Raw genomic sequence first — 25,082 nt, forward strand, 5'->3', positions numbered from 1 at the left:
ACATTTCATGCATAATTGCCATTATGCATGAAACCGGGAGAGTGACCCGGCATCCGAAATTGTCGGTGGTGTGCGGTACAAGATCCACATGAAGGTTTCCGAGGCCCAGCAAGCCTTCTTCGCGGCCCGCCGGCCCCGCAAGGACTCTCCGCACACCACCGACGCCTACCGTCGCGACCTCGCCGGGATCACCACTCTCCTGGTTTCCGAGCTCGGGCGCCCGGCCGAGGACCTGGACGTCGCCGACCTGACCGGGCCGGCGCTGCGGGCGGTGTTCGGGGTGTTCGCCGACGGGCACGCGAAGAGCTCGGTACTGCGCGCGTGGTCGACGTGGAACCAGTTCCTGACCTTCTGCGTGGCGGACGGGCTGCTGGAGGGCAATCCGATGGGTGCCGTGGCGCGGCCGCGGACGCCGGCGTTGACGCCGAAGCCGTTGCGGGGTGAGGAAACCCCGGAGCAGCTGCTGTCGGCGGCGGCCGCGGGTTCGCGGCGCGCGCGGGATCCGTGGCCGGAGCGGGACGTGCTGGTGATCGCGCTGGGGCTGGTGGCGGGGTTGCGGGCGGCGGAGATGCGGGCGTTGACGGCGCGGTCGCTGGTGGGGCGTGCGGGTGAGCTGCGGTTGCACGTGACGGGTAAGGGCAGCCGGGACCGGTCGATCCCGGTGCAGCCGGTGCTGGCGGAGCTGATCGAGCGGTACCGGGAGTCGTGCCGGGCGCGGTTCCCGAGTGTGCGGTTCTCCCCCGGTTCGCCGTTGCTGCTGGATCGGTCGGGTGAGCCGATCGGGCGGGGTGCGCTTGAGTACCTGGTGAAGTCGTGCTACCGGGGTGCGGGGTTGCACGATCGGGTGCCGGTGGGGGCGAATCTGCACGCGTTGCGGCACACGTTCGCGACGCGGTTGGCGGAGGACGGGGCGTCGGCTTCGGAGATCATGGCGTTGCTGGGGCACGCGAGCTTGGCGACGAGCCAGAACTACATCGAGGCGACGGGCCGGGAGCAGCGGGCGGCGGCGGCGAGCAACCGGACGTACCGGGCCTTGGACGGTCTGGGGTGAGGCCGGTCAGCGAAGTTGTTCGAGGTCTTTGGCGGCGCGGGCGATCTCTTCGGCGAGGCCGCGCAGTTCCCGGGGGTCGGCGCCGTCGTCGGCGGCGGTGACGATGTCCTCGGCCGCGCAGCGGAGCTGGAAGAGCCGGTCCTGGAGGGCGGCGATCTCGGTGTCGGAGAGGACGACGGCGTCTTCGGGCAGTCCGCTTCGCTGCAGCGCCGTGCGGCGTTCGTAGGCGCGCTGGCGGCAGGATTGGCCGCAGTAGCGGCGGCGCCGGCCGACGTTGCCGGCTTCGGGCAGGCGGCGGCCGCACCAGCCGCAGTGCTTCGGGGCGCCGCGGCGGGCGGGGACGGGTTCGAGCTGGGTCAGTTCGGCGGCTTCCCTCACCCGGGAGACCCTAGCTGGCCACCGGTTGCTCATGCCGGGGTCATGGCGGAAGGGCACACTTGGGGGATGCAGGCGTCGTTTCCGTACCTGGCCGATCCGATCCCCCGTGCGTTCGCCCACCGGGGGTGGCACCTCGGCGAGCTCGAGGGGCTGGAGAACTCGCTGCCGGCGTTTCGGCGGGCCTGCGAGGAGGGGTACCGGTACCTGGAGACGGACGTGCACGCGACGGCGGACGGGGTGGTGGTCGTGCACCACGACCCGAACCTGGACCGGACGACGGACGGGTCGGGACCGATCGCGGCGCAGACGTGGGCGCAGCTGAAGGACGTCAAGGTCGGGGGGAAGGCTCCCCTGTCGCGGCTGGAGGACGTGCTGGAGGAGCTGCCGAACGCGCGGTTCAACGTCGATGTGAAGGTCGATCGGGCGGTGGAGCCGTTCGTGGAGGTGCTGGAGCGGACGCAGGCGCACGACCGGGTGGCGGCGGCGGCGTTTTCGGACGCGCGGCTGGTGCGGTTGCGGAAGCTGGCGGGGCCGAAGCTGGTGACGGCGATGGGGCCGCGGTCGGCGTTCGCGTTGTGGGTGCGGGGCAGGCTGCCGCTGCTCCCCCTCGGGCGGCTGGTGCTGGGGGCGATGGCGCAGGTGCCGGTGCGCCAGGGTGCGCTGCGGGTGGTGGACAAGGCGTTCGTGTCGATGGCGGGGCGTTCGGGGATCGAGGTGCACACGTGGACCATCGACGATCCGGCCGAGATGCGGATGCTGCTGGACCTCGGGGTGCACGGGATCGTGACGGACCGGCCGGACCTGCTGCGCGAGGTGCTGATCGAGCGGGGTGCGTGGCAGCGGTCGCAGGAGGCGTGAGCGGTCAGCGGGGTGCTTTGCCGTTCCAGGCGGCGTCCCAGGTCTTGGGGCCGAGCAGGCCGCTGTCCTTGATGCCGTTGGCGCGTTGCAGGTCGAGGACGGCGGTACGGGTCTTTTCGTAGTAGCAGCCGGTGCCGGTGAAGCCGTAGCCGTAGGCGTTCATGCGCAGCTGGAAGGCTTTGAGCGGGGCGGCGCAGTCGCCGTACTGGTAGACGACGCCGGGCCAGGCGGGCTTGGGGCCGCCGGGTCCCGGGGGCGGGGTGGGCAGTCCTCCCCCGCCGATGTAGGCGGATTCGGCGTAGGTGGGGACGCGTTTGCTGCGGGCGTCGGCGTCGCCGGCGAGCTTGAGCATGCCGGCGCACTGCCAGGGCTGCCAGCCGCGCATGCGGTAGAGGTAGAGGGCGCGGTAGTCCTGTTCGGCGGGGGCGGCCTGGTCGGGGCGGCCGGCGCCGCCGACGCTGCGCCAGGTGGGCAGGTCGAACTGGTAGGCGCCGTAGTAGCCGTTGCCGGTGTTGGTGGCGTAGCGGCCGCTGGATTCGCACATGCGGAGCTTGGCCCAGGTGTTCGACGCGGGGTCCGCGGACGCGGCGGCGGGGACGGTGAGCTGCAGACCCAAGGCGGCGAAGGCGAGGAGCAGGACTCTCGCGGCGGTGCGTCTCCGGTTTTGGATCATGCGTGCACAGTAGGAGCGTGTCCCACTGACCACAAGGGACACACTGAGCGCCTCAGTCTCACATGGAACACCGTTCACTTCTGTTTGCGACACGCCGGACGGGGTGGAACGTGATTGCCCCGGAAGTGGCGGATGAGCGCGAAGCGACAAAGCGGACACGGTTCGGGCGGGTGGGGTCCTTCGCGTTGCGAACGACCAGTAGTCTCCGCGCTGACCTGGAAGTTCTCGACCTCGAGGAGCCGTGGATGACGCTGGCCGGGACGCGCTCGACCAAGCGCGAGCGCTGGGGCTGGTATTTCTACGACTGGGCGAATTCGCCGTTCTATTCGTCGTCGACGACGGTGTTCGGCGCGCTCTCGATGAGCGGGATCGCGGCGGCGGACGCGAAGACGAACTTCACCCTTAATGGGGACCGTCCGTGCGTCGACGCGGCGGGCAGGACGGACACGTTGCACAACTGCGACGTGTCGTTGTTCGGGCTGCACTTCCCCGCCGGTTCGGTGTGGGGCTACCTGCTGTCGGTGGCGACGGTGGTGCAGGTGCTGGTGCTGCCGATCGCGGGGGCGGTGGCCGACCGGAGCCACAACAAGCGGCGGATCCTGGGCGGGTTCGCGTTCCTGGGGGCGGCCGCGGCGGCGGCGATGTTCTTCCTCGCGGGGTCGGACTGGCAGCTGGGGGTGGTGCTGTTCGTCGTCGCCAACATCGGGTACGGCGGCTCGCTGGTCGTCTACTACTCGTTCCTGGTGGACATCGGCGGGCCGGACGAGCGGGACGACATCTCGGCGAAGGGCTGGGCGTTCGGGTACCTGGGCGGTGGGCTGGCGCTGGCGTTGCAGCTGGGGTTCTACCTCGGGCACGACACGTTCGGGGTGAGCGAGGGCATGGCGGTGCAGATCTGCTTCCTGACCTCGGGGTTGTGGTGGGCGGCGTTCACGGTCCCGGCGGTGCGGGCGCTCCCCCGGCGGCACACGCCGGTCGACGTGGTGCCGGGTAAGTCGGTGTTGCGGGCGGGGTTCGCGGAGCTGCGGCAGACGATCGTGTCGGCGAAGGCGTTCCCGTTGACGTTGGCGTTCCTGGGCAGCTACCTGGTCTTCACCGACGGCATCAACACGGTGGTTACGGTGTCGGCGCAGTACGGCAAGGACGAGCTGGGGTTCGGCAACAGCGTGCTGATCGTGACGATCCTCGTGATCCAGTTCGTGGCTTACCTGGGTGGCACGCTGCACGGGCTGGTGGCGCGGCGGATCGGGGCGAAGCGGACGATCCTGGGCAGCCTCGTGGTGTGGGTGGCGGTGCTGGCCGGGGCGTACTTCGTGCAGCCGAAGCAGCTGGTGCAGTTCCTGGCGGTGGCGGTGGGGATCGGGCTGGTGCTGGGGGGAACGAACGCGTTGTCGCGGTCGTTGTTCAGCCAGATGATCCCGGCGGGCAAGGACGCGCAGTACTACTCGCTCTACGTCGTGGGCGAGCGCGGGACGTCGTGGCTGGGTCCGCTGGTGTTCGCCGGGGTCGGGCAGGCGACGGGGTCGTTCCGGCTGGCCATCGTGGCGCTGGTGGTTTTCTTCGCGGTGGGTCTGGTGCTGGTCTGGCTGGTGCCGGTGCGGCGGGCGATCGTGGCGGCGGGCAACACTCCGCCGGAGGTCCTGTGACGGGGTCGCGGCGGTTGTCACGCGGCGTGCTGCGACAGTTTCGGGGGGTGTTGTACCGGGCTGTCCTGGACGAGTGTCCAGGGACCGATAGGGTCGGGCGTCGTGACCTTGTTGAACGACCGAGCCGCCGGCCCTGATCCCACGGACGCGTTGTCGTCGGTTCCCGCGGCCGGTTCGCGGCGCGGGACGCCGCCGGTGGGCAGGCTGAAGTTCTGCTACGGGCCGATGGACTGCGGGAAGTCGACCCTGGCGCTGCAGATCGACCACAACCACGCGCGGCAGGGCCGGCGGGGGCTGGTGCTGGTGCGCCACGACCGGTCGGGGGCGCCGCAGATCTCGAGCCGGATCGGGTTGAGCCGGCAGGCGGTGGAGGTCGGCGAGGACACCGACGTGCGGGACCTGGTGCGGCAGGAGTGGGCGCGCGGGCAGCACGTGGACTACGTGGTGGTGGACGAGGCGCAGTTCCTCTCCCCCGGGCAGGTCGACCAGCTGGCGGAGCTCGCCGACGAGGTCGAGATCGACGTGTACTGCTTCGGGATCGCGACGGACTTCCGGAGCCGGTTGTTCCCGGGGGCCGCTCGTCTGTTCGAACTGGCGGACGAGCTGCAGCCGGTTCAGGTGGAGGTGTTGTGCTGGTGCGGGCTGCCGGGGCGGTTCAACGCGCGGGTGCTTGACGGCGAGGTTGTGCGTGAAGGTGACACCGTTGTGGTGGCAGATACCGAACAATCCGTAGTTGAATCTTCAGCTTTGGCGGGTTTTGAGGCCGAAAACGCTACTGTGCGTTATCAGGTATTGTGTCGCCGCCACTTCCGATCGGGTGACTTGGGGCCCGTTACTGGTCGTCACGGTCAGTTACGGTTGACCTGACATGGGCGCCAGTAGCCCATCCGGGGGATATCAGCACTAAGAAGGCCGTATTGACGTCACGCCGGAGCGCGAAACGCCTCCTACTAGAGGAAGCTGATGCCGTTGGGTGACGCAGCTCATCGTGAGCAACGACATGGTGTCCCGGGAATCCTCGGGGCCCCCAGGTCGTTGCATAGGGTGAGCATCACCCTGGCTCCACCCGGAGCTGACTGAAAGGACCCATCATGGCCGACCGTGTTCTTCGTGGAAGCCGGCTGGGAGCGGTCAGCTACGAGACCGACCGCAACCACGACCTCGCCCCACGCCGCACCGTGCGCTACGCCTGCCCGAAGAACCACGAGTTCGAGGTGCCGTTCTCCGACGACGCCGAGATCCCGACGGTCTGGGAATGCCGACTGCACGGCAGCGAATCGGAGATCGTGGACGGCGGGCAGCCCGAGCAGAAGAAGGTCAAGCCGCCGCGCACCCACTGGGACATGCTGCTCGAGCGGCGCACGATCCCCGAGCTCGAGGACCTGTTGAACGAACGTCTCGCCGAGCTGAAGGGCCGCCGGACCTCCCGGTCCGCGTAACGCCCGTATCCAGCGTCGGCCCGTAGCCACCGCTCCCACCACAACGGAAAGGCCCCCGCCACCTCCCCCGGCGGGGGCCTTTCGCTTGCCCGGAGGGCGGCGTCACCGATCAGGAATCCGCCGCCGCGTCGTCAGTACTGCCGACCCCCGGCACCGGTGGAAGGATCGATGACCATGACCGACGCGGCCCGGTTCGCGCTTCTCGTCGAGCCGCACCGGCGTGAGCTGCAGGTGCACTGCTACCGGATGCTCGCGAACTTCGAGGACGCCCAGGACCTGACGCAGGAGACGTTCCTGCGGGCGTGGCACAAGCGGGAGTCGTTCCGGGGCCACGCCGCCCTGCGGACCTGGCTGTACCGCATCGCGACGAACGCCTGCCTCGACTTCCTGGACAAGCGCAAACCCGAGCTGCCGGGCGAGGACCTCGAGCTGCCGTACCTGCAGCCCTTCCCCGACCGGATGCTCCCCGAGGACCCGCAGGAGTCGGTGGTCGCACGGGAGACGCTCGAGCTGGCGTTCATCGTCGCCGTCCAGCACCTGCCGCCGCGGCAGCGGGCGGTGTTCATCCTGCGCGACGTCCTCGGCTGGCCGGCGCCGAAGGCCGCCGAGACCCTCGAACTGACCGTCGCCTCGGTCACCAGCGCACTGCAACGGGCGCGCGTGACGGTGCGCGAGCAGCTGCCGGACCGCCGCCTCGACTGGCGCAGCCCCGCCACCCACGAGCTGTCGACCGACGAGCGCGCCGTGGTGAAGGCCTACATCGACGCCCACGAGCGCAACGACCTCAAGGGTCTGACGGCCCTGCTGCGCGACGACCTGCGCTTCGCGATGCTGCCCGACCCGGGCACCGTGACCACGACGGCCAAAGAGGCGGTGGACGGCTGGGTCTCCGGTGGGCTCTTCCGGCCCGGCCACGACGACTGGCGCGGGATCACCACGACGGTCAACCGCATGCCTGCCGCCGCGCTGTACGTCCGCACCGCCGACGTGCAGGAGCACCGGCTGTTCGCCGTCGCGCTCCTGCACGTCGTGGACGGGAAGATCGCCGAGCTCACCGGGTTCGACGTCACCGGCAAACCCTGGCTGGGCCTGCCCCCGGCGCTGTGATCACCTCTTCTCGTACCGGGTCAGCACCGCGCCGCCGGGAAACGTCCGCGTCTCGACGAGGTTCAGGTTCACCCAGCTGTCCAGCGCCGTGAAGAACGGCGTGCCGCCGCCCACCAGGACCGGGTGGGTGACCAGCAGGTACTCGTCGACCAGCCCGGCCCGCACGGCGGCCGCGGCGAGCGTCGCGCCGCCGATGCTCATCGGGCCGTCGTCTTCGGTCTTGAGCCGGGTGATTTCGGCGACCGCGTCGCCGGTGACCAGGCGGGTGTTCCAGTCGACCTTGTCGACCGTCGAGGAGAAGACGACCTTCGGCGTGTCCCGCCAGTTCCGCGCGAACTCGATCTGCGCCGGCGTCGCGTCCGGCTGCTGGTCGCCGGTCGGCCAGGCGGAGCTCATCGTCTCCCACAGCTTCCGCCCGTACAGCGAGAGGGTGATCGCCCGCTCCCGGTCGAGCCACCACTCGAACAGCTCGTCGCTGCGCCCGTTGCTCCAGCCGATGTCGTCGCCGGCCGCGGCGATGTAGCCGTCCAGGGTGAGGTTCATGCCGAAGGTCAGTTTCCGCATCGTGCCAGCCTTCCGTGGGTCGGTCTCCCCCGTACAGACGGGCACGGCGCGGAAACCTAATCGGTGCGAAACGGGCCCCGCAGGGCTGCCCACTGCAGGAGCATGATGGTCTTCGCGTCGGCGATCTCACCCGTCTCGATCATCTTCAGCGCGTCCTCGAAGCGCAGCTCCAGCACCTCGATGTCCTCCCCCTCCTCCGCGATCCCGCCGCCTTCCCCGCGGTCCGCGGGGTCGTAGGGCGCCGCGTAGCAGTGGAGGCGTTCGGTCACCGAACCCGGGCTCGTGTACACGTCGAACACGTGCTCCAGGGCGCCGATCCGCACGCCCGTCTCCTCCTGCGCCTCCCGGCGGATCGCCGTCTCCGGGTCGTCGGTGTCCAGCAGGCCTGCGGCCGTCTCGAGGAACATGCCGTCCGGGTGGTCGTTGACGTACACCGGGTAGCGGAACTGGCGCGTCAGCAGCACGGTGCCGCCCGCGGTGTCGTACAGCAGAACCGTCGCCCCGTTGCCGCGGTCGTAGGTCTCGCGCTGCTCGGTCGTCCAGCGGCCGTCGCGGTGCTGGTAGTCGAACGTCGTGCGGCGCAGGACGTACCAGGCCGACGACAGCAGTTCCACGTCCCGCACCCGGACACGCGGATTGCGGGACAGGCTTGTCGAAGAGGTCATGCCGCGACCATAATGTGCAGGACTCGGCAGAAACAAGGAGGACCGTGCATGTTGGTCGGGGAACGCCGTGACCTGCTGCTCGCCCGGCTCGCGACCGAGGGCAAGGTGCTGGCCAAGGACGTTGCTGCCGAGCTGGGTGTCTCGGAAGACAGCATCCGCCGGGACCTGCGCGACCTCGCCGCCGCCGGGCTCTGCCAGCGCGTCTACGGCGGGGCACTGCCCGTCTCCCCCGCCGTGGCCGACTACGCGAGCCGGACGGCCATCGCCGTCGACGGCAAGGACCGGGTCGCCCACGTCGCCGCCGGCCTGGTCCGGCCCGGCTCGACCGTCATCCTCGACGGCGGCACCACCACCCTCGCCGTCGCGAACGCCCTGCCCAGGGACCTCGAGGCCACCGTCGTCACGCACAGCCCGACCGTCGCCGTCGCCCTGCTCGACCACCCGGGCATCGACGTCTTCCTGCTCGGCGGCCGCCTGTTCCGGCACTCCGCGGTCACCTGCGGCGCCGCCGCGGCCGAGGCCGCCCAGGCGATCAGCGCCGACGTCTTCTTCCTCGGCGTCACCGGCGTCCACCCCGACGCCGGCCTCACCACCGGCGACGCCGAGGAAGCCGCGATGAAGCGCACCCTCGCCCGGCGCGCCGCCGACACCTACGTGCTGGCCAGCGCCGAGAAGATCGGCGCCGCCTCACGCTTCACCGTCCTGCCCCTCGCCGACGTCGCCGGTGTGATCACCGACGCCGAGAACGTGCAGGAACTTGCAGAGCTGGTTCCGATCCTGCCGGCGTGACCTCGACGTACCACTCCCGGCCCGCCACCACCGCGAACAGCGGCGCCGGCAGCCACACCAGCAGCCGCAGCACCGCCGCGAGCCGCCCGCTGCCGCGGACGTCGGACACGTGCGCCGCCAGCGCGGCCTGCTTGCGCCCGGCGAATCGCCGCACGTCGAACCGGTGCGTGACGGACGCGGCCGGGCTGTAGGCGCGCTCGAGCGCTTCGGCGTCGTAGTCGAACGGGATCCGCAGCGCCCGCAGGACCCGGACGAACCGCTGCGCGAAGTCCCGGGGCAGCGTGGCCTCCAGCAGCCGTGTCCCGGTCAGCCGCGCCGCCCGCCGGGCGACCTGGTGCACCTTGATGTGGTCGCGGTGCCCGTAGCCGCCGTTGGCGTCGTAGCCGAGCAGCAGGTCGGCGCGCTCCTCGTGCAGGATCGCGGCGAGCCGGTGCGCGGCCTCCTCGGTGTCGGCGCGGGCGAAACGCTGCCGCCCGGGCGGGTCCGCGTACAGCTCCGGCCCGTGCCCGCTGTCGGCGTACCCCAAGTGCACGACGCGCCGGACGCCGAGGATGGCCGCGCTCGCCTCCAGCTCGGCCCAGCGCGGGGTCGGGTGTTCGGCGGCCATGCCGTCGGTGGCCACGACGACCACCACCCGGTGCCCGTCGGCCGCCGCGCGGGCCAGGGTGCCGCCGCTGAGCAGCACGGGGTCGTCGGCGTGCGCGTGGAAGGCCACGATGGTCGTCATCCGCCCCATGATGGCCGAGAACGGGAGAAGACGACGTGAGTGAACACCGGGTCCGGTTCGCGGCGCTGTTCGACGCCGAGGTGCGCCCGCACAACCAGCGCTTCGCCGCGGCCGCCGCGGTCAAGCCGGGCGAGGACGTCCTCGACGTCGGCTGCGGCACCGGCGAGTCCACGCGCGAAGCCGCGCGGGCGGGCGCGACCGCGCTGGGCGTCGACGTCTCCGAGCAGGCGATCGCCAAGGCCCGCGAACTCGGCGGGGCGAGCTTCGAGGTCGCCGACGTGCAGACCCACGAGTTCCCGCCGGCCGCGTTCGACGTCGTGCTCAGCCGGTTCGGCGCGATGTTCTTCACCGACCCGCCCGCCGCGTTCGCCAACCTCGCCCGCGCCCTGCGGCCGGGCGGGCGCCTGGTGCTGCTGGTGTGGCAGGAGCGGGACCGCAACGAGTGGTACTCGGTGCTGCACGACGCCGTCGCGCCCGGCACCACCCCGCCACCCGCCGGGCCGCACTTCTCCCTCGGCGACCGCGGCCGCACGCACGCGCTGCTGGAAGGGGCCGGGTTCGGCGACGTCGAGTTCACCGAGCTGCGCGAGCCCGTCTGCTACGGGCCCGACGCGGCGACGGCGTGCGAGTTCGCGCTCGGTCTCAAGGACGTCCAGGAGCTGCGGCCCACCGAGCAGGCGGCGAGCCGGCTCAAAGCCGCCTTCGCCGCCCACGAGACCCCGGACGGCGTGCTGCTGGGCGCCCGGACGTGGATCGTGACCGCGCGGCTCAGCCGCGCTTGACCAGGCGGCGCAGCTGCTGCCAGCGCCGCTCGGCGCCCCACGTGGCCACCCGCAGGAAGGCCTCGCGGATGATCGAGCCGTCCATCTTCGACTCGCCGATCTCGCGCTCGGTGAAGGTGATCGGCACCTCGACGATCTCGAACCCGGCGTCGGCCGTGCGGATGGTCAGGTCGATCTGGAAGCAGTAGCCGTGCGAGTTGACCTCGTCCAGCGCCAGCTTCTCCAGCACCGGACGGCGGTAGGCGCGGAACCCGGCGGTGATGTCGCGGGTGCGCATGCCCAGCGCGACCTGCGAATAGAGGTTCGCGCCGCGCGAGAGGACCTGGCGCTTCAGCGGCCAGTTCACCACGGCGCCACCGGGCACGTACCGCGACCCGATCGCCAGGTCGGCGTCGCCGACGGCGTCCAGCAGGCGCGGCAGGTCCTCCGGCGCGTGCGAGCCGTCGGCGTCCATCTCGACGATCGTGTTGTACTCGCGCGCCAGGCCCCAGCGGAACCCGGCGATGTAGGCGGCGCCGAGGCCCGCCTTCTCCGTGCGGTGCAGCACGTGGACGTGGTCGTTGGCGGCCGCGCGCTCGTCGGCCAGCTCACCGGTGCCGTCCGGGCTCCCGTCGTCCACCACGAGCACGTGCACGTCCGGGAGTACCTTGTGCAGGCGATCCAGGATCGGGCCGAGGTTCTCCCGCTCGTTGTACGTCGGGATCACCACCAGCACCGGCTCGATTCCCCGGGCCCCCCGCGGCGCCTGCGACATCCGTGCTCCTCCGATATCCGCGGCGGTCAGTCCGCCGCTTCCCCTGCCGTGCCGGCGCTGGTGCGCCGGGTGCGAAAACGGAGCACGAGCCCGCCGGCCACCCCGGCGATCGCCAGTGCCAGCACCCCGTACTCCGTCCACGCACCGAGTCGATCCGACAGCGTAGTCTGCGTCCGCAGCGGGACGCGCCCGACCAGGGAATCCGCGGTGAAAAGGCCCGTTGAGCTGGTAACCGTCCCGTCCGGGGCGACAATCGCGCTCACACCTGAGACGGCGGACACCACGACCGCGCGGCCGTGTTCGACCGCCCGCAGCCGCGACATGGCCAGCTGCTGGACGCTCATCTCGCTCTCGCCGTACCAGGCGTTGTTGGTCGGCACCACGAGCAGCTCGGCGCCGTCGCGGACCGCGTCGCGGCCCGGGTAGTCGAACGCGGCCTCGTAGCAGACGAACATGCCGACCTTCGTCCCCGCGACGGCCATGGCCTGGTTGGCGCCGTCGCCGGGGACCATGTCGACGGTCTCCTGGTCGAGGAACGGCGTGACGAGCTCGGCGACCTTGCGGGCGGGCACGTACTCGCCGAAGGGCACCAGCTGCTGCTTCGCGTAGCGCAGTCCCGGCCCGGTGCGCGGGTCCCAGGCGATGACCGAGTTCTGCAGGTGCCCGTCGGGCAGCTCGTAGAGCGCGCCGATCAGGGCGGGCACGCCGAAGCTCGCCACGAGCTGGTCGACCTGGGGGTCGGGCCCGGTGACGGTCGTTGCGCTCTCCGGCCACAGCAGCAGGTCCGGTTTCGGGACCCGGCCGGCGCGGACGGCGTCGAGCAGCCGCTGGCTCTCGGCGATCGTGTTGCGGCGCAGCACCACGCGCTCGCCCTGCAGCGCCAGCCCGATGTTCGGGGCGTCGCCCTGCACGGTCGCGACGGTCAGTTCGCCGTCCTGCGCGCCGGTGCCGACGGCCGGCCACAGCGCCGCGCCGGCCACCACGGGCAGCAGCGTGCCCACCGCGGCGAAGACGGCCGGCCGGGTGAGCTTGCGCGTCTCCCACAGCCGTGCGGCGAGCGCGGCGAGGCAGAAGCCGCTGAGGACGACGGCGAGGCCGACCAAGGGCGCGCCGCCGATGGAGGCAAGGGGCAGGAACGCGCCTTCGGGCTGGCTGAAGGCGACCCGGCCCCACGGGAAGCCGCCGAAGGGGAACCACGCGCGCGGGGTCTCCAGCGCGATGAACACCAGCGCGGCCCACAGCGGCGCGAGGGGCAGCCGGGACACCCACGTGATGAGACCGCCGGCCAGGCCGTAGTAGAGCGCCAGCGCGAACGACAGGCCCAGCCACGGCCACGGCCCGAAGTCGGGGCCCAGGAAGTCCAGCAGCCACGTCAGCAGCGGCAGGAAGAACACGAACCCGAACGCGAAGCCGTAGCCGAACGCGCCGCGGAAGGTGCGCCCGCGCAGCACGAGCGCGAACCCGGCGAACGCCAGCGGCGCAAGCCACCACAGCGGGCGCGGCGCGAAGCTCAGGTAGTAGGCGAAGCCGGACACCAGCGCGGCGGCCAGGCGCACCAGCCAGGCACGCGGGAACCGCCGGGTTCGCGAAGGTTGGTGCGGGGCGCCCGGTTCGGGGTCGGCCACGGTGACTGCCACGGTGCCAACTCTAGGAGATCGCGTCGTGGAGGACGGCACCCGCGCGGACCGTGCGCAGGCAGCGCGGCAGCGTGGCGTCCGGTTCCAGGCGCGGCAGGGGCGGCACGCCGGCGCGCGGGTCGGTGGACCAGCGCTGCACGCGGCTGTCCGGCGTCGCGACGACGAGGTCGGTCGCGTCCCAGATCGCGTAGTGCGCCGGGGCGCCGGGGACGAGGCTGCCGGTGACGCCGTCGTTGACCCCGGCCGCGCGGTGCCCGGCCCGGGTGTGGGCGGTGAACGCCGCGCGCGGGGACAGGCCGGCGCCCGGGGTCCGGTGGTAGGCGGCGGCGCGGACGCTCGCCCACGGGTCCAGTGGCGTGACGGGCGCGTCCGAGCCGAAGGCCAGCAGGACGCCTTCGGCGGCGAGCGTGGCGAACGGGTTGAGCCCGGCCGCGCGGTCCGCGCCGAGCCGTTCGGCGTACATACCGTCTTCGCCGCCCCAGAGGGCGTCGAACAGCGGCTGCATCGAGGCGACGGCGCCCCAGCCGGCCAGTTGCTTGGCCTGCTCGGCGGTGACCATCTCCAGGTGCTCGAGGCGGTGGTGGCGGGCGGCCAGGGCGCGCTGCCCGACTTCCTTTTCGGCGAGCCGGAAGCCTTCGACCACCTCGGCGACGGCGGCGTCGCCGATGACGTGGAACCCGGCCTGCAGCCCGGCTTCGGTGCTGGCGGCCAGGTGCTCGCCGATGCGGTGCGCGTCGAGGTAGAGCGTGCCTTCGCCCGCGTGGTCGGCGTAGGGCTGCGTCAGGGCGGCGGTGTGGGAGCCGAGGGCGCCGTCGACGAACAGGTCGCCGGCCAGGCCGCGGGCGCCGAGCGTCTTGGCGGTGTCCACCGCACCGAGTTCGCCCCAGTAGCCGACGACCTCGGGCGTGCCGGGGCCGGCGAGGGCGAGCAGGGCGGCGAGGTCGTCGCGGCCGGAGATGTCCGGTCCGGCGCATTCGTGGACGCTGACGATGCCCTGCTTCGCGGCTTCGGCGAGGAATGCCCGCTGGGCGCGTTCGCGCTGGTCCGGGGTGATCGCGGCGCGCACGGCCGCGCGGACGGCGTGGTGGGCGGCGCGGGTCAGCGGGCCGTCGGGCGACCAGCCGTCGGCGTCCCGGGCGGCCGGGGCCAGCTCGACGAGCGCGGTGGAGACCAGCGCGGAGTGGACGTCGACGCGGCTGAGGTAGACGGGCGTCCCGCCGGCGGCGTCGTCGAGCTCGGCGCGGCTGGGCAGGCGTGGGTCGGTCCAGGCGCTTTCGTCCCAGCCGTGGGCGAGCAGGACCTGGCCGGGGACGACGGCGTCGCGCACGCGGGCCAGCAGCTCGGCGCCGCCGCGGACACCGGTGAGGTCGAGGCCGGTCAGGTGCAGGCCGGTGGCGGTGGCGTGGACGTGCGCGTCCACGAACGCGGGGGCGACGAAGGCGCCGTCGAGCTCGACGATCTCGGCGTCCGGGTGCAGGGCGCGGGCCGGGGCGTCCTGGCCGACCCAGACCACGGTGCCGCCGGTGACCGCCATCGCCGTGGCGTCCGGGCCGGCGGGGGTGTAGACGCGCCCGCCGAGCAGGAGCGTCGTGTGTTCGTCCGTCACACCCCTGAGTCTGCCCCGGTCCACCGGGCCTACTGCACCTGGGGGAACCCACCCCAGCATGCAGGAAGATTTACGTCGTGAGAGCGTTGTGGCAGGATATTTTAACGTGTTCCCGACGACTAGGAGTACAAGTGACTGCGATCCAGGAACCTGTGACGCCTGCCGCCGCCTTTGACCAGCCCTACGAGTACGCCCGCGCCGAGCTGGTGGAACCCGACTGGCGCCGCTTCCCCGGCTGGCACGACGTGACCGACGCCGAGTGGCGCGACGCGCAGTGGCAGCGCGTGCACTGCGTCCGCAACGTCAAGCAGCTGCGCGCGCTGATGGGCGACCTGCTGGAGGAGCGCTTCTACGACGACCTGCTCGCCGACCAGCGCGAGCTGGCGACGATGTCGATGCTGCTGCCGCCGCAGATGCTCAACACGATGGCGCCCACGGCCGGCACCGACCCGGCGAAGGTCACCGAGGCGTTCTACGCCGACCCGATCCGCCGCTACATGCTCCCGGTCAAGAGTGATCGCGACGCCACGTGGCCGAGCCACCCCCACTCCGAGCGGGACTCGCTGCACGAGGCGGAGATGTGGGTCGTGGAGGGCCTGACCCACCGCTACCCGACCAAGGTGCTGGCCGAGATGATCTCGACCTGCCCGCAGTACTGCGGCCACTGCACCCGGATGGACCTCGTCGGCAACTCCACGGAGACGGTCGAGAAGCACAAGCTGACGCTCAAGCCGGTCGACCGCCAGGACGCGATGATCGCCTACCTGAAGAAGACCCCGGGTGTGCGCGACGTCGTGGTCTCCGGCGGCGACGTCGCCAACGTGCCGTGGCCGCAGCTGGAGTCGTTCCTGATGCGCCTGATGGACATCGACACCGTCCGCGACATCCGCCTGGCGACCAAGGCCCTGGCGGCGCTGCCGCAGCACTGGCTGCAGCCGAAGGTCGTCGAAGGCCTCGAGCGCGTCGCCGTGACCGCCCAGCGCCGCGGCGTCAACCTGGCGATCCACACCCACGTCAACCACGCGCAGTCGGTGACGCCGCTGGTGGCCGAGGCCGCCCAGACGGCGCTCAACGTCGGCGTCCGCGACGTCCGCAACCAGGGCGTGCTGATGCGCGGGGTGAACGCGACCCCGGCGGCGCTGCTGGACCTTTGCTTTGCGCTGCAAGGGGAAGCGAACATCCTGCCGTACTACTTCTACATGTGCGACATGATCCCGAACGCGGAGCACTGGCGGGTCGCTGTTTGGGAAGCCCAGGAGCTGCAGCATTCGATCATGGGCTACCTGCCGGGCTACGCGACGCCGCGCATCGTGTGCGACGTGCCTTATGTCGGGAAGCGGTGGGTGCACCAGCTGGCCGAGTACGACCGGGAGCTGGGGATTTCCTACTGGACCAAGAACTACCGCACCGGGATCGAGCTGGAGGACCCGGAGGCGTTGCAGCGCCGGTACCCGTACTACGACCCGATCTCCACGCTGCCCGAGGCCGGCCAGACCTGGTGGGCCAACCAGGGCAGCTGAGGAAAGTCTCCACCGGTGCCGCCGGGTCCGATCGATCGGACCCGGCGGCACCGTTTTTCGTCGGATTCCGACCAGGTCGCGGCGCAGTTCATGAATCGATTTCCGCGCGCCCCGGTTTTCTGCGCCACTCGGCCGCTCCCGTTACTCGCACCCCCATATCGAAACAGTTCCGTGACCTTACCCGGGCGTCCGGGGTGAAACGCCGGAACCGGATGCGACGACTAGTACAACGGGTAACCACCCTGCTACGCGAAACAGCGCAACGCCGGTTGGGCCGCCCGCACGAGCCGGCTCTCCGCCTTGCGCCCGGGAGCTCGGTCCGTTCCGCCGGACGGGGGGTGGAAATGCGCCGGACGTTCGTCGTCGCCGACTTCGTTGCTCCTGCCGGGTATGAAGACCGGCTCAAACGGGTGCTCACCGATCTGCACGACGGCCTCGGGCCGACGCTCGCCGTCGCCGTGCTCGGGCTGCGCGCCGCCCGGGACCTGATCGCCCGGGACCGCGTGGCCGCCGGGGATCTGCTGGCGCGGCTCGAGGACGAGCTCTACCGCGCCATCACCGACCTGCGCCGCATCGTCGCCGACGCGCGGCCGCCGGCGCTCGACGAAGCCGGGCTCGTCCTGGCCGTGCGGCGGTACGCCGAAGCGCTCACCGACCGGGTGCCCGCCGAACACGGCCCGCTGCGCGTCGACGTCGAGGTCCACGCCGAACTGCCGCCGCTGGCCGCGGAAGTCGAAGTCACCGCGTACCGGATCATCCGGGAGGCCCTGGTGAACGTCGCCCGCCACTCCGGTGCCCGCCAGTGCACCGTCCACCTCTGGCCCCGAGACGGTGACCTGCACGTGGAGATCGTCGACGACGGGGTCGGCACCGACGGCGAGGCACTGCCCACGCTCGGCGGGACCGGGCTGCGGTCGATGCGCGAACGCGCCGGCGACCTCGGCGGCGGCTGCCGGGTCGAGCCGGTTCCCTCGGGCGGCACGCGGATCGCCGCCTGGCTCCCGCTCGCCAAGGCGTGACGCCGTGTTCGGCACCCTGCGCGTCCTCGTCGTCGACGACCACCCCGTCTTCCGGGCGGCGCTGCACGCGCTGCTCGACGGCACCGACGGCATGGAGGTCGCCGGGGAAGCCGCCGACGGCCACACTGCCGTCGCACTGGCGCACCGGCTGGAACCCGACGTCGTCCTGATGGACCTGAACCTGCCGGACCTCGACGGCGTCGAAGCGACCCGTCGGATCGTCGCCGCCGCCCCGCACACCGGCGTGCTCATGCTGACCATGTTCGAAAACGAAGCCGCGGTGTTCGCCGCCATGCGCGCGGGCGCCCGCGGCTACCTGCTCAAGGGCGCGCGCAACGAGCAGATCATCCGCGCCGTCCGGGTGATCGGCGACGGCGAAGCCATCTTCAGCCCGGCGATCGCCACCCGGGTGCTGTCCCTGCTGGGCACCGCGACCCCGCGCGACGAATCGTTCCCGCGGCTCACCGCGCGCGAAAAGGAAATCATGCTGCTCATCGCGCGCGGCATGGGCAACGCCTCGATCGCCGACCAGCTGGTGCTGAGCCAGAAAACCGTGCGCAACCACGTCTCCCACATCTTCCGCAAACTCCGGGTCACCGACCGCGCCCAAGCCATCGCCAAGGCCAGAGAAGCCGGCATTGCCCGATCGGAGTAAGGAAAGCGGGACAGGTCGGGACTCCTCCTCCCTGTTCGGCGGGACCCCGCACCCCCGATCCTGGGAACCGACATCGTCCGAGGGAGGGCTTCACCGATGATCACCGACCAGGTTCCGGTGCTGCTGCACGCCACCGACACCATCACCCGCGCGGGCGTCACCGCCGCGCTGCGGTCACGCCCCGAAATCCGCTTCGCCGACGAGGACGGCGGCGACCACGCCGTGGTGCTGGTCATCGTCGAACGCCTCAACGAGGAAGCCCGGCAGCTGCTGCGCAGCCTCCAGTGCGCCAGCCACGCGGGCATCGTCCTGGTCGCCGGGGAAGTGGAGGACTCGGAACTGCTCGACGTCGTCGGCAACGGCGTGTCGGCGATCATCCGCCGGGCCGACGCCACGCCCGACACCCTCGTCCGGCTCGTCAAGACCGCCGCCGCCGGCGACGGCGCGCTGCCGCCCGACCTGCTCGGCCGCCTGCTGTCCCGGGTGTCCCGCCTGCAACGGGACGTGCTGCACCCGAACGGGTGGGACCTCGCCGGGATGTCCCAGCGCGAGACCCGGGTGCTGCGGCTGGTCGCCGACGGCTTCGAGACCAAGGAGATCGCCGACCAGCTGAGCTACTCCGAGCGGACGGTGAAGTCGATCCTGCACGACATCACCAACCGCTTCCAGCTGCGCAACCGCGCCCACGCGGTGGCGTTCGCCATGCGCGAAGGCCTGATCTGACACCGCCTACTCGACCCGGCCGGAGAAGGACACCGACGGCGTGCAGTGGCCGCGGTCGCCCGGGTTCTGGCAGCTGACCGCGAGCACGATCTTCTCCCCCGGCTGGAACCGCCAGGCCTGCAGCCAGTGGTGGTCGAGGTCGCGGAAGTTGGCGAGGCCGACCTCCAGCAGGACGCTCTTGGTGCCACCGGAATCCCGCAGCAGCCGCAGGGTTCCGGTGTCCCCGCGCGGGTTCTGCAGGATCAGGTCGGTGATCACGAGCGTCTTGTTCGGGTCGGGCATCGTGTAGGGGAACTCGGCGAACCGGTTGACGTTCGAGTCGATGTTCGCGTCCGCGGCCACCCGGAAGTCCGTCGGTGTCCCGGCGGCGGCGTTGACCCGGCTCGGGGTGGTGCCGTCGTTGGCGGTACCCCCGCCGGTGTTCTCGCCCGGCGGGGTCAGGCCGACGGCCTTCATCGCCTGCTCGGAGTTCTGCTTGGCCTGGTCGGCGTTCTTCTTCGCCTGATCGGCCCCGGCGCCGGCGTCCTGCGCGGCCTTCACGACCTGTTGGTTCTGCTCCTGGGCGGCTTCCCGGGCGGCGGACTTCACCGCCGGCCGCAGCACGGTGAACCACAGCGTCACCAGGGCCAGCAGGAGCACCAGCAGCGCGGCGAGCGCCGGCAGCAGCCACTTGGGCAGCAGCTGGCGCTGCACCATGGTGCCTTCGGTCTTGAGCGGCTCGCCGCCGTCGGCGGTGACGAACACCTGGAAGCGGTGCCGCACGGGTTGCCCGCGCAGGAACCGTTTCCGGGGCTTCGCGCGCATCCGGAGGAACGCGGCCGTGCCGGGCGCCAAGTCGGCCCGCTCGCGTTCGAGCCGGAACTCCAGCTCGTCCTCCGGGTCGAGCGGGCTCAGCTCCACCGCCACCGGCCGGTTGCCCCGGTTGTCGACGGCGACCTCGAAATCGGCCTTGGAAGCGGCTTCCACCTTCGCCGGGACGATCTCGGCGGTCACGTCGGTGAACGCGCCGAGCTGGACGGTGCCCTCCTCGACGACCGAGCCGGCGGGGTCCTCGGTCGAGAACACCCGGACCCCGAACGGGATCGTCCCGGCGGGGACGTCGGAGGACCGCGGTGGGGCGAAGCGCACGGTGACCGTGCCCGTCTCCCCCGGCATCAGGTTGACCGTCGCCGGTTCCGCGGTGGCCCAGCCACTCGCGTCGCCCACGACGTCGACCGCGAACTGGTCGACGACCTGCCCGGCGTTGCGGATGGTCACCGAGCAGGTCGTCTCCTCGCCCGGTTCCGCGACCAGGCCGGCTTCGGACAGCGTCGCCGTTGCTCCCATGCGGGGAAGTCTCCGCGCCCGCCACCCGGTGCGGCACCGGCGGACGGGTGTGCGGCCGTGCGCCGGTGGTTGCCCGTACGGGCAGCGGTTCGCCGGAGCCCGCGGTTCAGCCGCGGGTGATGAACGGCGGCTGTTCCGTGCGCAGGACGACCAGGATCGGATTCGACCGCACCGCCTGGAACTTCGGCCCGATCACCGGAGCCACCGACACCGTGCGCGGCCCGATCAGGTCGTGGTGGAAGATCAGGAACTGGGTCTGGAACTTCCCGTCCGCGCCCACCGCCACCAGCCCCGGGGTCGCCGAGATGCCGGCCGACCACGCCAGCCGGACCGTCGCGCCCGGCGGGAAGTCCGTGCCCGTCACGCGCGGCACGAAGCCGAGCGGGCCGATCCCCGGGTCCACGGCCACCACCGGCTGCCGGATCACCACGCGCGCGCTCGCCGTGTTGTCGGCGGCGGTGGTGTCCGGCCCGGTCGTGGCGATCGTGGCCGACACCGGCGCGTCCACGGCTGACTTGGCCGCCAGCGCGACCCGGACCTCGGTCGTCTGCCCGGGTGCGAGCGTCCCGAGGGCGCAGCTGACGCCGCTCGGCGCGCACCCCGGCGTCACCGACGTCGCGGGCAGCGGCGGCGGCAGCTGGACCGCCAGGCCGACGTCCGGCATCGGGGCGCCGGAACCGTTGTGCACCAGGAAGGTCAGCACGACGTCGTCGCCGCCGACGAACAGCGGCACCGCCGACACCGCCATCCCCAGCGACAGCGACCCCGGCGTGACCGGTGGCGCCGGTTTTTCGGCGACGGTGACGACCGCGGTGGCGGAGTTGTCCCGCGCGTCGGCGTCCCCGCCGGCGGTGGTGACCGTGCCGGTCGCGGCCTGCGGGCCGGCCACCACGCCGGCGGCGCTGAACCGCACCCGTACTTGGGCGCCCGGCGCGAGCGAGCCGAACGTGCAGACCAGCTCGGGTGTGCAGGTGCCGGCGGTGGTGAGGGGCGCCTGCGGGCGCAACCCGGCCGTCAGCCGAACGAACAGCCCGGTCCCGGACGTGGCCGCGGCGCCGTGGTTGGTGACCACGAACTCGAACGTCGTGAGGCCGCCGAAGGCGATCGCGGCCGGGAGGGCGGTCGCGCTCACCCCGACGTCGGCGATCCGCTGAAACACCGGCTGCGACGCCCCGCCGGGTCCGTCGATCAGGAGCGTGGACGCACCCCCGGCCGACGGCACGACCCGGATGCTCGAGGGGGCTTCACTGAGCGCGCTGTCGAAGGCGACGAGTCTGCCGTCTGGCGACCAGGCGGGGTTGTCGACGAAGCCGGCGTTCTGCACCAGGACCCGCGCGGGTCCGCCGCCGGCGGGGGCGGCGCAGATCAGCCGGCTGTCGTTCTGGAACACGATCGTGGCGCCATCGGGTGACACGTCGGCCGAGGCCTGCCGCCCGGTGCCGCACGGCTCTCCGAACGACGGTGAGAGGTCCCGCTGGGTCCCGGTGACGACGCTGTCGGGCGCCGGGGCGATCTCGGCCTGCCACAGCTCCTGCCGTTGCCCGCCCGGGTCGACCGCCATGACGGCGGTCTCGGTGGCGGTGCCGTTCCGCCCGGTCGCCGTGCAGGTGACGGTGGTGGCCCCGACGGGGAACAGGCTGCCGGAGGACGGGGTGCAGAAGGGCGTGATCGTGGTTTCGCGGTCGGCGTCGACGGCGGTCGCCGGGTAGTCGATGACGGTCGGGGCGGTCCCGGGCACGGTCTTGTCGTGCACGGTGATCAGCGGCAGCCGGGGATCCTTGACCCGCACGGTGACGTCTTCGGTGTAGCCGGCGCGCACGAAGTCCTCGCCGTCGATCCGGAATTCCACCCGGCAGTGCAGCAGCGCGCCGAGCGGCGCGGAATCCGATACGGTGGCGGTCTCGGCGAACTTCGCGGGCGTTCCGCCGGGCACCCGCCGGGGCCCGGCGGGATCGAAGGTGAGGGTCAGGCTGGGGTCGCAGGACGGCACCGGCAGCACCGAGACCGGCAGGTCACCTATGCCCGCGATGATGGCGTCCGCGACCGACTTCTCGTCACTGGTCTGGGTGACCACGCCCCCGACCTCGCGGACGGTGTCGGTCGCCTGCTGCTTGCGGTCCAGCCCGTAATCGGGATCTTTCGCGCTCCCGCCGGTGACCACGGGCACCGCGACCAGCTTGATCTTCGCGCCCAGCAGCTCGGCACTGGCCGACAGGCGGGTCGCGACGGCGTCGCGTTCGGGGTTGCCGCTGGGGTCGTGGCTGGTGGCGTCGCCGACCAGCACGATGATCCGGCTGCTGTTCTCCCGGAAGTGGACGGCGCCGGTGGCGAGCTTGTGCAGCGCGTAGATCCAGTCCTCCGGGGTGTCGTCGCCGTCCTTCTGCTTGATCCGGGCGAAGGCCTCGTCCAGCTTGGTCGAGCCCGCGTCGTCGGCCGTGATCAGATCCTGCTGGACCTGGAAGAGCCGCCCGAGCGGCGCGGGGTTCGCCGGAGGCTCGATGGGATCGCCCCGGTCACCGAACGCCGCCACCGCGAACTGAGCCTCCGGCTCCTTGTCGTGGATGGTGCCGATGACGTTGTGCAGTTTGCCCTTCATCTCGTCGAGGATCTTGCCCATCGAGGCGGTCTGGTCCATCAGCAGCACGATGTCCGGCCGCGGCGGAACGCGGTCGGTCTGCACCGTCTTGGCGATCGACTCCGAAGTGCCGCGGCCGACGGGGATGTCCACCACCGCCGGGTCCACTCTGGACGGTCCCGGCGGCGGTACCCGCGTCGCCGCGCGGGTGAGGGTGATCTTCGTTCCGTCGGCCGACCACACCGGCTGCGAATCGTCGCCGCGCAAGTACGGCGGCAGCGGGATTTCGCCCAGCAGCCGGCCGTCCGCGACGCGGGCGATGCGGACGAGATCGCGGGGGCTCTCGTTCTCGAACACCGTGTCGGTGAACGCGATCATCGTCGCGTCCGGGGACCACGCCGGGTGCCGCTCGCGCTTGGTTCCCTCGGTCGGGGCGGTCAACGCGCGGGGCGCGCTGCCGTCCGCGTTCGCCACCATGACCGCGGTTTCCCTGACCTCGCCGGTGCCGGCCTGGGTGTAGGCGAGCAGTGTGCCGTCGGTGGAGAACGCCGGGTCGAACTCGTCGGCGTCCGGGCGCTGGGTGAGGTCGCGGCGGTCGCCGCCGCTCGCGTCCGCGCTCCAGATGTCGGTGCTGCCGCCGCCGCGCAGCTCGGTGAACACCGGCTGGCCGTTCGCGCGGAACGTCGGCTCGGACTCCCCGATGCCCGGCAGCGCCGAAATGACCGAGACGCGGCCGCCGGCGACCTGCTTGACATCGCCGAGCGGGTCCGGCGTGTGGGTCGTGAACGCCAGGCGGGCACCGTCGGGCGACCACGCCGGCTCGGCCGAGTCGCCGGGGTCGGGCACCGCGCGGGTGACCGCGCCGCCCGTGTCGGCCATCAGCACGACGTCGCCCGCCGGGTGGAAGCGCGTGGTGGTGAACGCGATCCGCGCCGGCCCCCACGCGGGCTGGGTGTCCGCGGCCGGGTCCGCGGTCAGCCGCGTCGGCGCCCCGCCGGCGGCCGGGACGGTGTAGATGTCCCCGGCCGGGTCGTCGCGCGTGCTGCTGAACGCCAGCCGGGTGCCGTCGGGCGACCAGCTCGGGGAGTCGTCGGCGGCCGGGCCGGACGTCACCTGGCGCAGGCCGCGGCCGTCCACGCCGATCACGAACAGGTTCCGGCTGCCGGTGCGGTCCGAGGCGAACGCGACCATGCGGCCGTCGGGCGAGAGCGCGGGGTGGGTGTCGACGGTCTCGTCGGCGGTGAGCCGCACCGGGACCCGCCCGCCGTCGGCGAGGTAGAAGAGCTCGCCGTCCCGCTCGGCGCCCCCGGGCGAAGCGGCGCGGTGGCTCACCCACACGACGCCCCCGGTGCCGGCGGACGCGTCGGCGTCGACGCTCCCGGTCCCGCGGGGCAACGCCGCCTGCGCGCCGTCACCGGTCGCCTGGAACAGGCCGGTGGTGGCCTCGCTGACGTACCCGATGCGGTAGGGCGCCGCCGGTGGCGGTGCCTGCGCCGCGGTCGGCGAGAGCGCTCCGCTGATCGCCCAGCCGCCGAGCACCGCGACGACCGCGACACCCGCCACCGCTCGGTTCGCGCGCATGGTCGGTCCTCCCCAAGCTGTCGATCACTCAGCCGGCTTCGAACAGCTCGATCTCGGAGATCGCGACGTCCGTGCCGTTGAGCGAGCGGTGCAGCCCGACCACGTGCAGCTCGACGCTGGTCGCGCCTTCGCTGTTCTCGATCGGGACTTCCTGGGCGTCCGGCGTGTCGGCCAGCGCCATGTCGTAGGTCTTGCCGGTGGAGAACACCAGGTGCAGCTTCTGCGGCCGGTGCTCCGCCTGGAAGTTCGCGGCGTCGCCGGAGTAGACGATCGCCTTCCGCAGGTCAGCCGGGTGGTCGAAGGTGAACACCAGCGCGGGTTCCCGGTCGGTCGGGGCCGCCCAGAACGTGTTCTTGGCGTTGTCGGTGACCAGTGGTGCCGCGTGCCCGGCGACCTGCGCGGTCGCGGTCACCTTGACCGGGTGGACCGGGTTGAGCTTGGCCTCGAAGATGCCGGTGACCTGGCTCCACAGTCCGGTCGCGGCGGTGTTGATCGCCCCGCGGAACGGCTGGTAGAGCGCGTAGACCAGCGCCGAGAGCACCAGTGCCACCGCGACCGCCCGGCGGATCACCTTGCCGACGGTCCGGCGCGCGGCCCCGGCCCGGCCGGTCCGGCGGCGGACGCCGTCCTTGCCCGGCCGCTCGCCCGCCTTGTGCTGCTTCGGTTTCCGGCCGAACAGCCGTCGCCACCACGACGTCTTGACGACCTCGGACTCGGCCAGCGACGCCCCGCACCGGCCGCAGAAGTTGCGCGTGGGCGCGTTGCCCTTGCCGCACCGGCCGCAGATGAGGTCGCCCGGGTGGAGGACCTCGTCCTCGACGGTCTGCTGCACCGGCTGCCGGACCGGGGCGAGCGGCTCGGCGGGCTGCACGACCTGCTGCTGCACCACCGGCTGCGCCCGCACCGCGACCGGGCCGTCGTCGTCCCACTTCAGGTACCGGCCGCACTCGCCGCAGAACTCGACGTCGGCGGGACCCTGGTGCCCGCACTCCGCGTAGATGACCATC

General features: G+C 72.0%; 23 protein-coding genes. 12 read left to right on the plus strand and 11 right to left on the minus strand.

The window, feature by feature from the left end; all coding sequences use genetic code 11:
- The first annotated feature begins 70 nt into the window (after positions 1–70).
- The gene (locus ACIRSS_RS45180; RefSeq protein WP_400907114.1) at positions 71–1,051 is read left to right on the plus strand and encodes a tyrosine-type recombinase/integrase; all 981 of its coding nucleotides are present in this window, start codon (positions 71–73) and stop codon (positions 1,049–1,051) included.
- A gap of 6 nt (positions 1,052–1,057) precedes the next feature.
- Here ACIRSS_RS45180 and ACIRSS_RS45185 read toward each other — a convergent pair whose 3' ends face one another.
- The gene (locus ACIRSS_RS45185) at positions 1,058–1,429 is read right to left on the minus strand and encodes a hypothetical protein (RefSeq protein ID WP_364456331.1); all 372 of its coding nucleotides are present in this window, start codon (positions 1,427–1,429) and stop codon (positions 1,058–1,060) included.
- Positions 1,430–1,495: 66 nt separating this feature from the next.
- Between ACIRSS_RS45185 and ACIRSS_RS45190 the strand changes: the two genes are divergently transcribed.
- Positions 1,496–2,287 carry a glycerophosphodiester phosphodiesterase gene (locus ACIRSS_RS45190; protein ID WP_400907117.1) on the plus strand — a complete coding sequence of 264 codons (792 nt, stop codon included), beginning with the start codon at positions 1,496–1,498 and terminating at the stop codon, positions 2,285–2,287.
- A gap of 4 nt (positions 2,288–2,291) precedes the next feature.
- Here the strand turns inward: ACIRSS_RS45190 and ACIRSS_RS45195 are convergent, their stop codons facing one another.
- Positions 2,292–2,960 (minus strand): transglycosylase family protein, encoded by a 669-nt coding sequence (locus ACIRSS_RS45195; protein ID WP_400907119.1) that lies wholly within the window; start codon positions 2,958–2,960, stop codon positions 2,292–2,294.
- Between the two features lie 245 nt (positions 2,961–3,205).
- Between ACIRSS_RS45195 and ACIRSS_RS45200 the strand changes: the two genes are divergently transcribed.
- The 4 genes from ACIRSS_RS45200 (at position 3,206) to ACIRSS_RS45215 (ending at position 7,152) form a co-directional block, all read left to right on the plus strand.
- A complete protein-coding gene (locus ACIRSS_RS45200) occupies positions 3,206–4,606 on the plus strand; it encodes an MFS transporter (RefSeq protein ID WP_400907122.1) in 1,401 nt (466 codons plus the stop codon).
- A gap of 102 nt (positions 4,607–4,708) precedes the next feature.
- A complete protein-coding gene (locus ACIRSS_RS45205; protein ID WP_196425389.1) occupies positions 4,709–5,473 on the plus strand; it encodes a thymidine kinase in 765 nt (254 codons plus the stop codon).
- Between the two features lie 224 nt (positions 5,474–5,697).
- Entirely contained in the window at positions 5,698–6,045 is a 348-nt protein-coding gene (locus tag ACIRSS_RS45210; RefSeq protein ID WP_003081521.1) for an RNA polymerase-binding protein RbpA, read from the plus strand.
- 174 nt (positions 6,046–6,219) lie between these two features.
- The gene (locus tag ACIRSS_RS45215; RefSeq protein ID WP_400907125.1) at positions 6,220–7,152 is read left to right on the plus strand and encodes an RNA polymerase subunit sigma-70; all 933 of its coding nucleotides are present in this window, start codon (positions 6,220–6,222) and stop codon (positions 7,150–7,152) included.
- On the opposite strand, the gene ACIRSS_RS45220 is transcribed toward ACIRSS_RS45215, so the two are convergent.
- Both ACIRSS_RS45220 and ACIRSS_RS45225 read right to left on the minus strand, forming a co-directional pair.
- Positions 7,153–7,716: a dihydrofolate reductase family protein gene (locus ACIRSS_RS45220; RefSeq protein WP_400907128.1), complete on the minus strand. Its 564-nt coding sequence runs from the start codon at positions 7,714–7,716 to the stop codon at positions 7,153–7,155. It abuts the gene before it with no gap.
- Between the two features lie 56 nt (positions 7,717–7,772).
- On the minus strand, positions 7,773–8,381 hold the full coding sequence (locus ACIRSS_RS45225) for an NUDIX domain-containing protein (RefSeq protein WP_400907131.1): 609 nt from the start codon (positions 8,379–8,381) through the stop codon (positions 7,773–7,775).
- 48 nt (positions 8,382–8,429) lie between these two features.
- Between ACIRSS_RS45225 and ACIRSS_RS45230 the strand changes: the two genes are divergently transcribed.
- On the plus strand, positions 8,430–9,170 hold the full coding sequence (locus ACIRSS_RS45230; RefSeq protein WP_400907134.1) for a DeoR/GlpR family DNA-binding transcription regulator: 741 nt from the start codon (positions 8,430–8,432) through the stop codon (positions 9,168–9,170).
- On the opposite strand, the gene ACIRSS_RS45235 is transcribed toward ACIRSS_RS45230, so the two are convergent.
- Positions 9,112–9,897 carry a PIG-L deacetylase family protein gene (locus ACIRSS_RS45235; protein ID WP_400907136.1) on the minus strand — a complete coding sequence of 262 codons (786 nt, stop codon included), beginning with the start codon at positions 9,895–9,897 and terminating at the stop codon, positions 9,112–9,114. The two genes, ACIRSS_RS45230 and ACIRSS_RS45235, sit on opposite strands and share 59 nt — an antisense overlap.
- 35 nt (positions 9,898–9,932) lie before the next feature.
- Between ACIRSS_RS45235 and ACIRSS_RS45240 the strand changes: the two genes are divergently transcribed.
- Positions 9,933–10,679 carry a class I SAM-dependent methyltransferase gene (locus ACIRSS_RS45240; RefSeq protein ID WP_400907138.1) on the plus strand — a complete coding sequence of 249 codons (747 nt, stop codon included), beginning with the start codon at positions 9,933–9,935 and terminating at the stop codon, positions 10,677–10,679.
- On the opposite strand, the gene ACIRSS_RS45245 is transcribed toward ACIRSS_RS45240, so the two are convergent.
- The 3 genes from ACIRSS_RS45245 to ACIRSS_RS45255 are packed head-to-tail and all read right to left on the minus strand — an operon-like array spanning position 10,666 to position 14,676.
- Complete coding sequence (locus tag ACIRSS_RS45245; RefSeq protein WP_400907140.1) at positions 10,666–11,433, minus strand: polyprenol monophosphomannose synthase; 768 nt, start codon at positions 11,431–11,433, stop codon at positions 10,666–10,668. The genes ACIRSS_RS45240 and ACIRSS_RS45245 overlap by 14 nt on opposite strands.
- 26 nt (positions 11,434–11,459) lie before the next feature.
- On the minus strand, positions 11,460–13,070 hold the full coding sequence (gene lnt / locus ACIRSS_RS45250; RefSeq protein WP_400907141.1) for an apolipoprotein N-acyltransferase: 1,611 nt from the start codon (positions 13,068–13,070) through the stop codon (positions 11,460–11,462).
- A gap of 10 nt (positions 13,071–13,080) precedes the next feature.
- Positions 13,081–14,676, minus strand: a complete 1,596-nt coding sequence (locus ACIRSS_RS45255) for an amidohydrolase (RefSeq protein ID WP_400907144.1) — start codon at positions 14,674–14,676, stop codon at positions 13,081–13,083.
- 131 nt (positions 14,677–14,807) lie between these two features.
- Here ACIRSS_RS45255 and ACIRSS_RS45260 point away from each other — a divergent pair, with 131 nt between their 5' ends.
- The 4 genes from ACIRSS_RS45260 to ACIRSS_RS45275 all read left to right on the plus strand — a co-directional run bounded on the left by ACIRSS_RS45260 (position 14,808) and on the right by ACIRSS_RS45275 (position 18,593).
- A complete protein-coding gene (locus tag ACIRSS_RS45260) occupies positions 14,808–16,196 on the plus strand; it encodes a KamA family radical SAM protein (RefSeq protein ID WP_400907147.1) in 1,389 nt (462 codons plus the stop codon).
- Positions 16,197–16,540: 344 nt separating this feature from the next.
- Positions 16,541–17,215, plus strand: a complete 675-nt coding sequence (locus ACIRSS_RS45265; protein ID WP_400907150.1) for a sensor histidine kinase — start codon at positions 16,541–16,543, stop codon at positions 17,213–17,215.
- 4 nt (positions 17,216–17,219) lie between these two features.
- Positions 17,220–17,870, plus strand: a complete 651-nt coding sequence (locus tag ACIRSS_RS45270; protein WP_400907153.1) for a response regulator — start codon at positions 17,220–17,222, stop codon at positions 17,868–17,870.
- A 96-nt stretch (positions 17,871–17,966) separates the two neighbouring features.
- Entirely contained in the window at positions 17,967–18,593 is a 627-nt protein-coding gene (locus ACIRSS_RS45275; RefSeq protein ID WP_400907156.1) for a response regulator transcription factor, read from the plus strand.
- 6 nt (positions 18,594–18,599) lie between these two features.
- Here the strand turns inward: ACIRSS_RS45275 and ACIRSS_RS45280 are convergent, their stop codons facing one another.
- The 3 genes from ACIRSS_RS45280 to ACIRSS_RS45290 form a co-directional block, all read right to left on the minus strand.
- Positions 18,600–19,919: a hypothetical protein gene (locus ACIRSS_RS45280; RefSeq protein WP_400907159.1), complete on the minus strand. Its 1,320-nt coding sequence runs from the start codon at positions 19,917–19,919 to the stop codon at positions 18,600–18,602.
- A gap of 106 nt (positions 19,920–20,025) precedes the next feature.
- Positions 20,026–24,075: a translocation protein TolB gene (locus tag ACIRSS_RS45285; protein ID WP_400907162.1), complete on the minus strand. Its 4,050-nt coding sequence runs from the start codon at positions 24,073–24,075 to the stop codon at positions 20,026–20,028.
- Between the two features lie 28 nt (positions 24,076–24,103).
- Positions 24,104–25,081, minus strand: a complete 978-nt coding sequence (locus tag ACIRSS_RS45290; RefSeq protein ID WP_400907164.1) for a zinc ribbon domain-containing protein — start codon at positions 25,079–25,081, stop codon at positions 24,104–24,106.
- Between the last annotated feature and the right edge of the window lies 1 nt (position 25,082).

Origin of the sequence: Amycolatopsis sp. NPDC101161 (assembly GCF_044768185.1) — a bacterium.
Taxonomy (GTDB): domain Bacteria; phylum Actinomycetota; class Actinomycetes; order Mycobacteriales; family Pseudonocardiaceae; genus Amycolatopsis.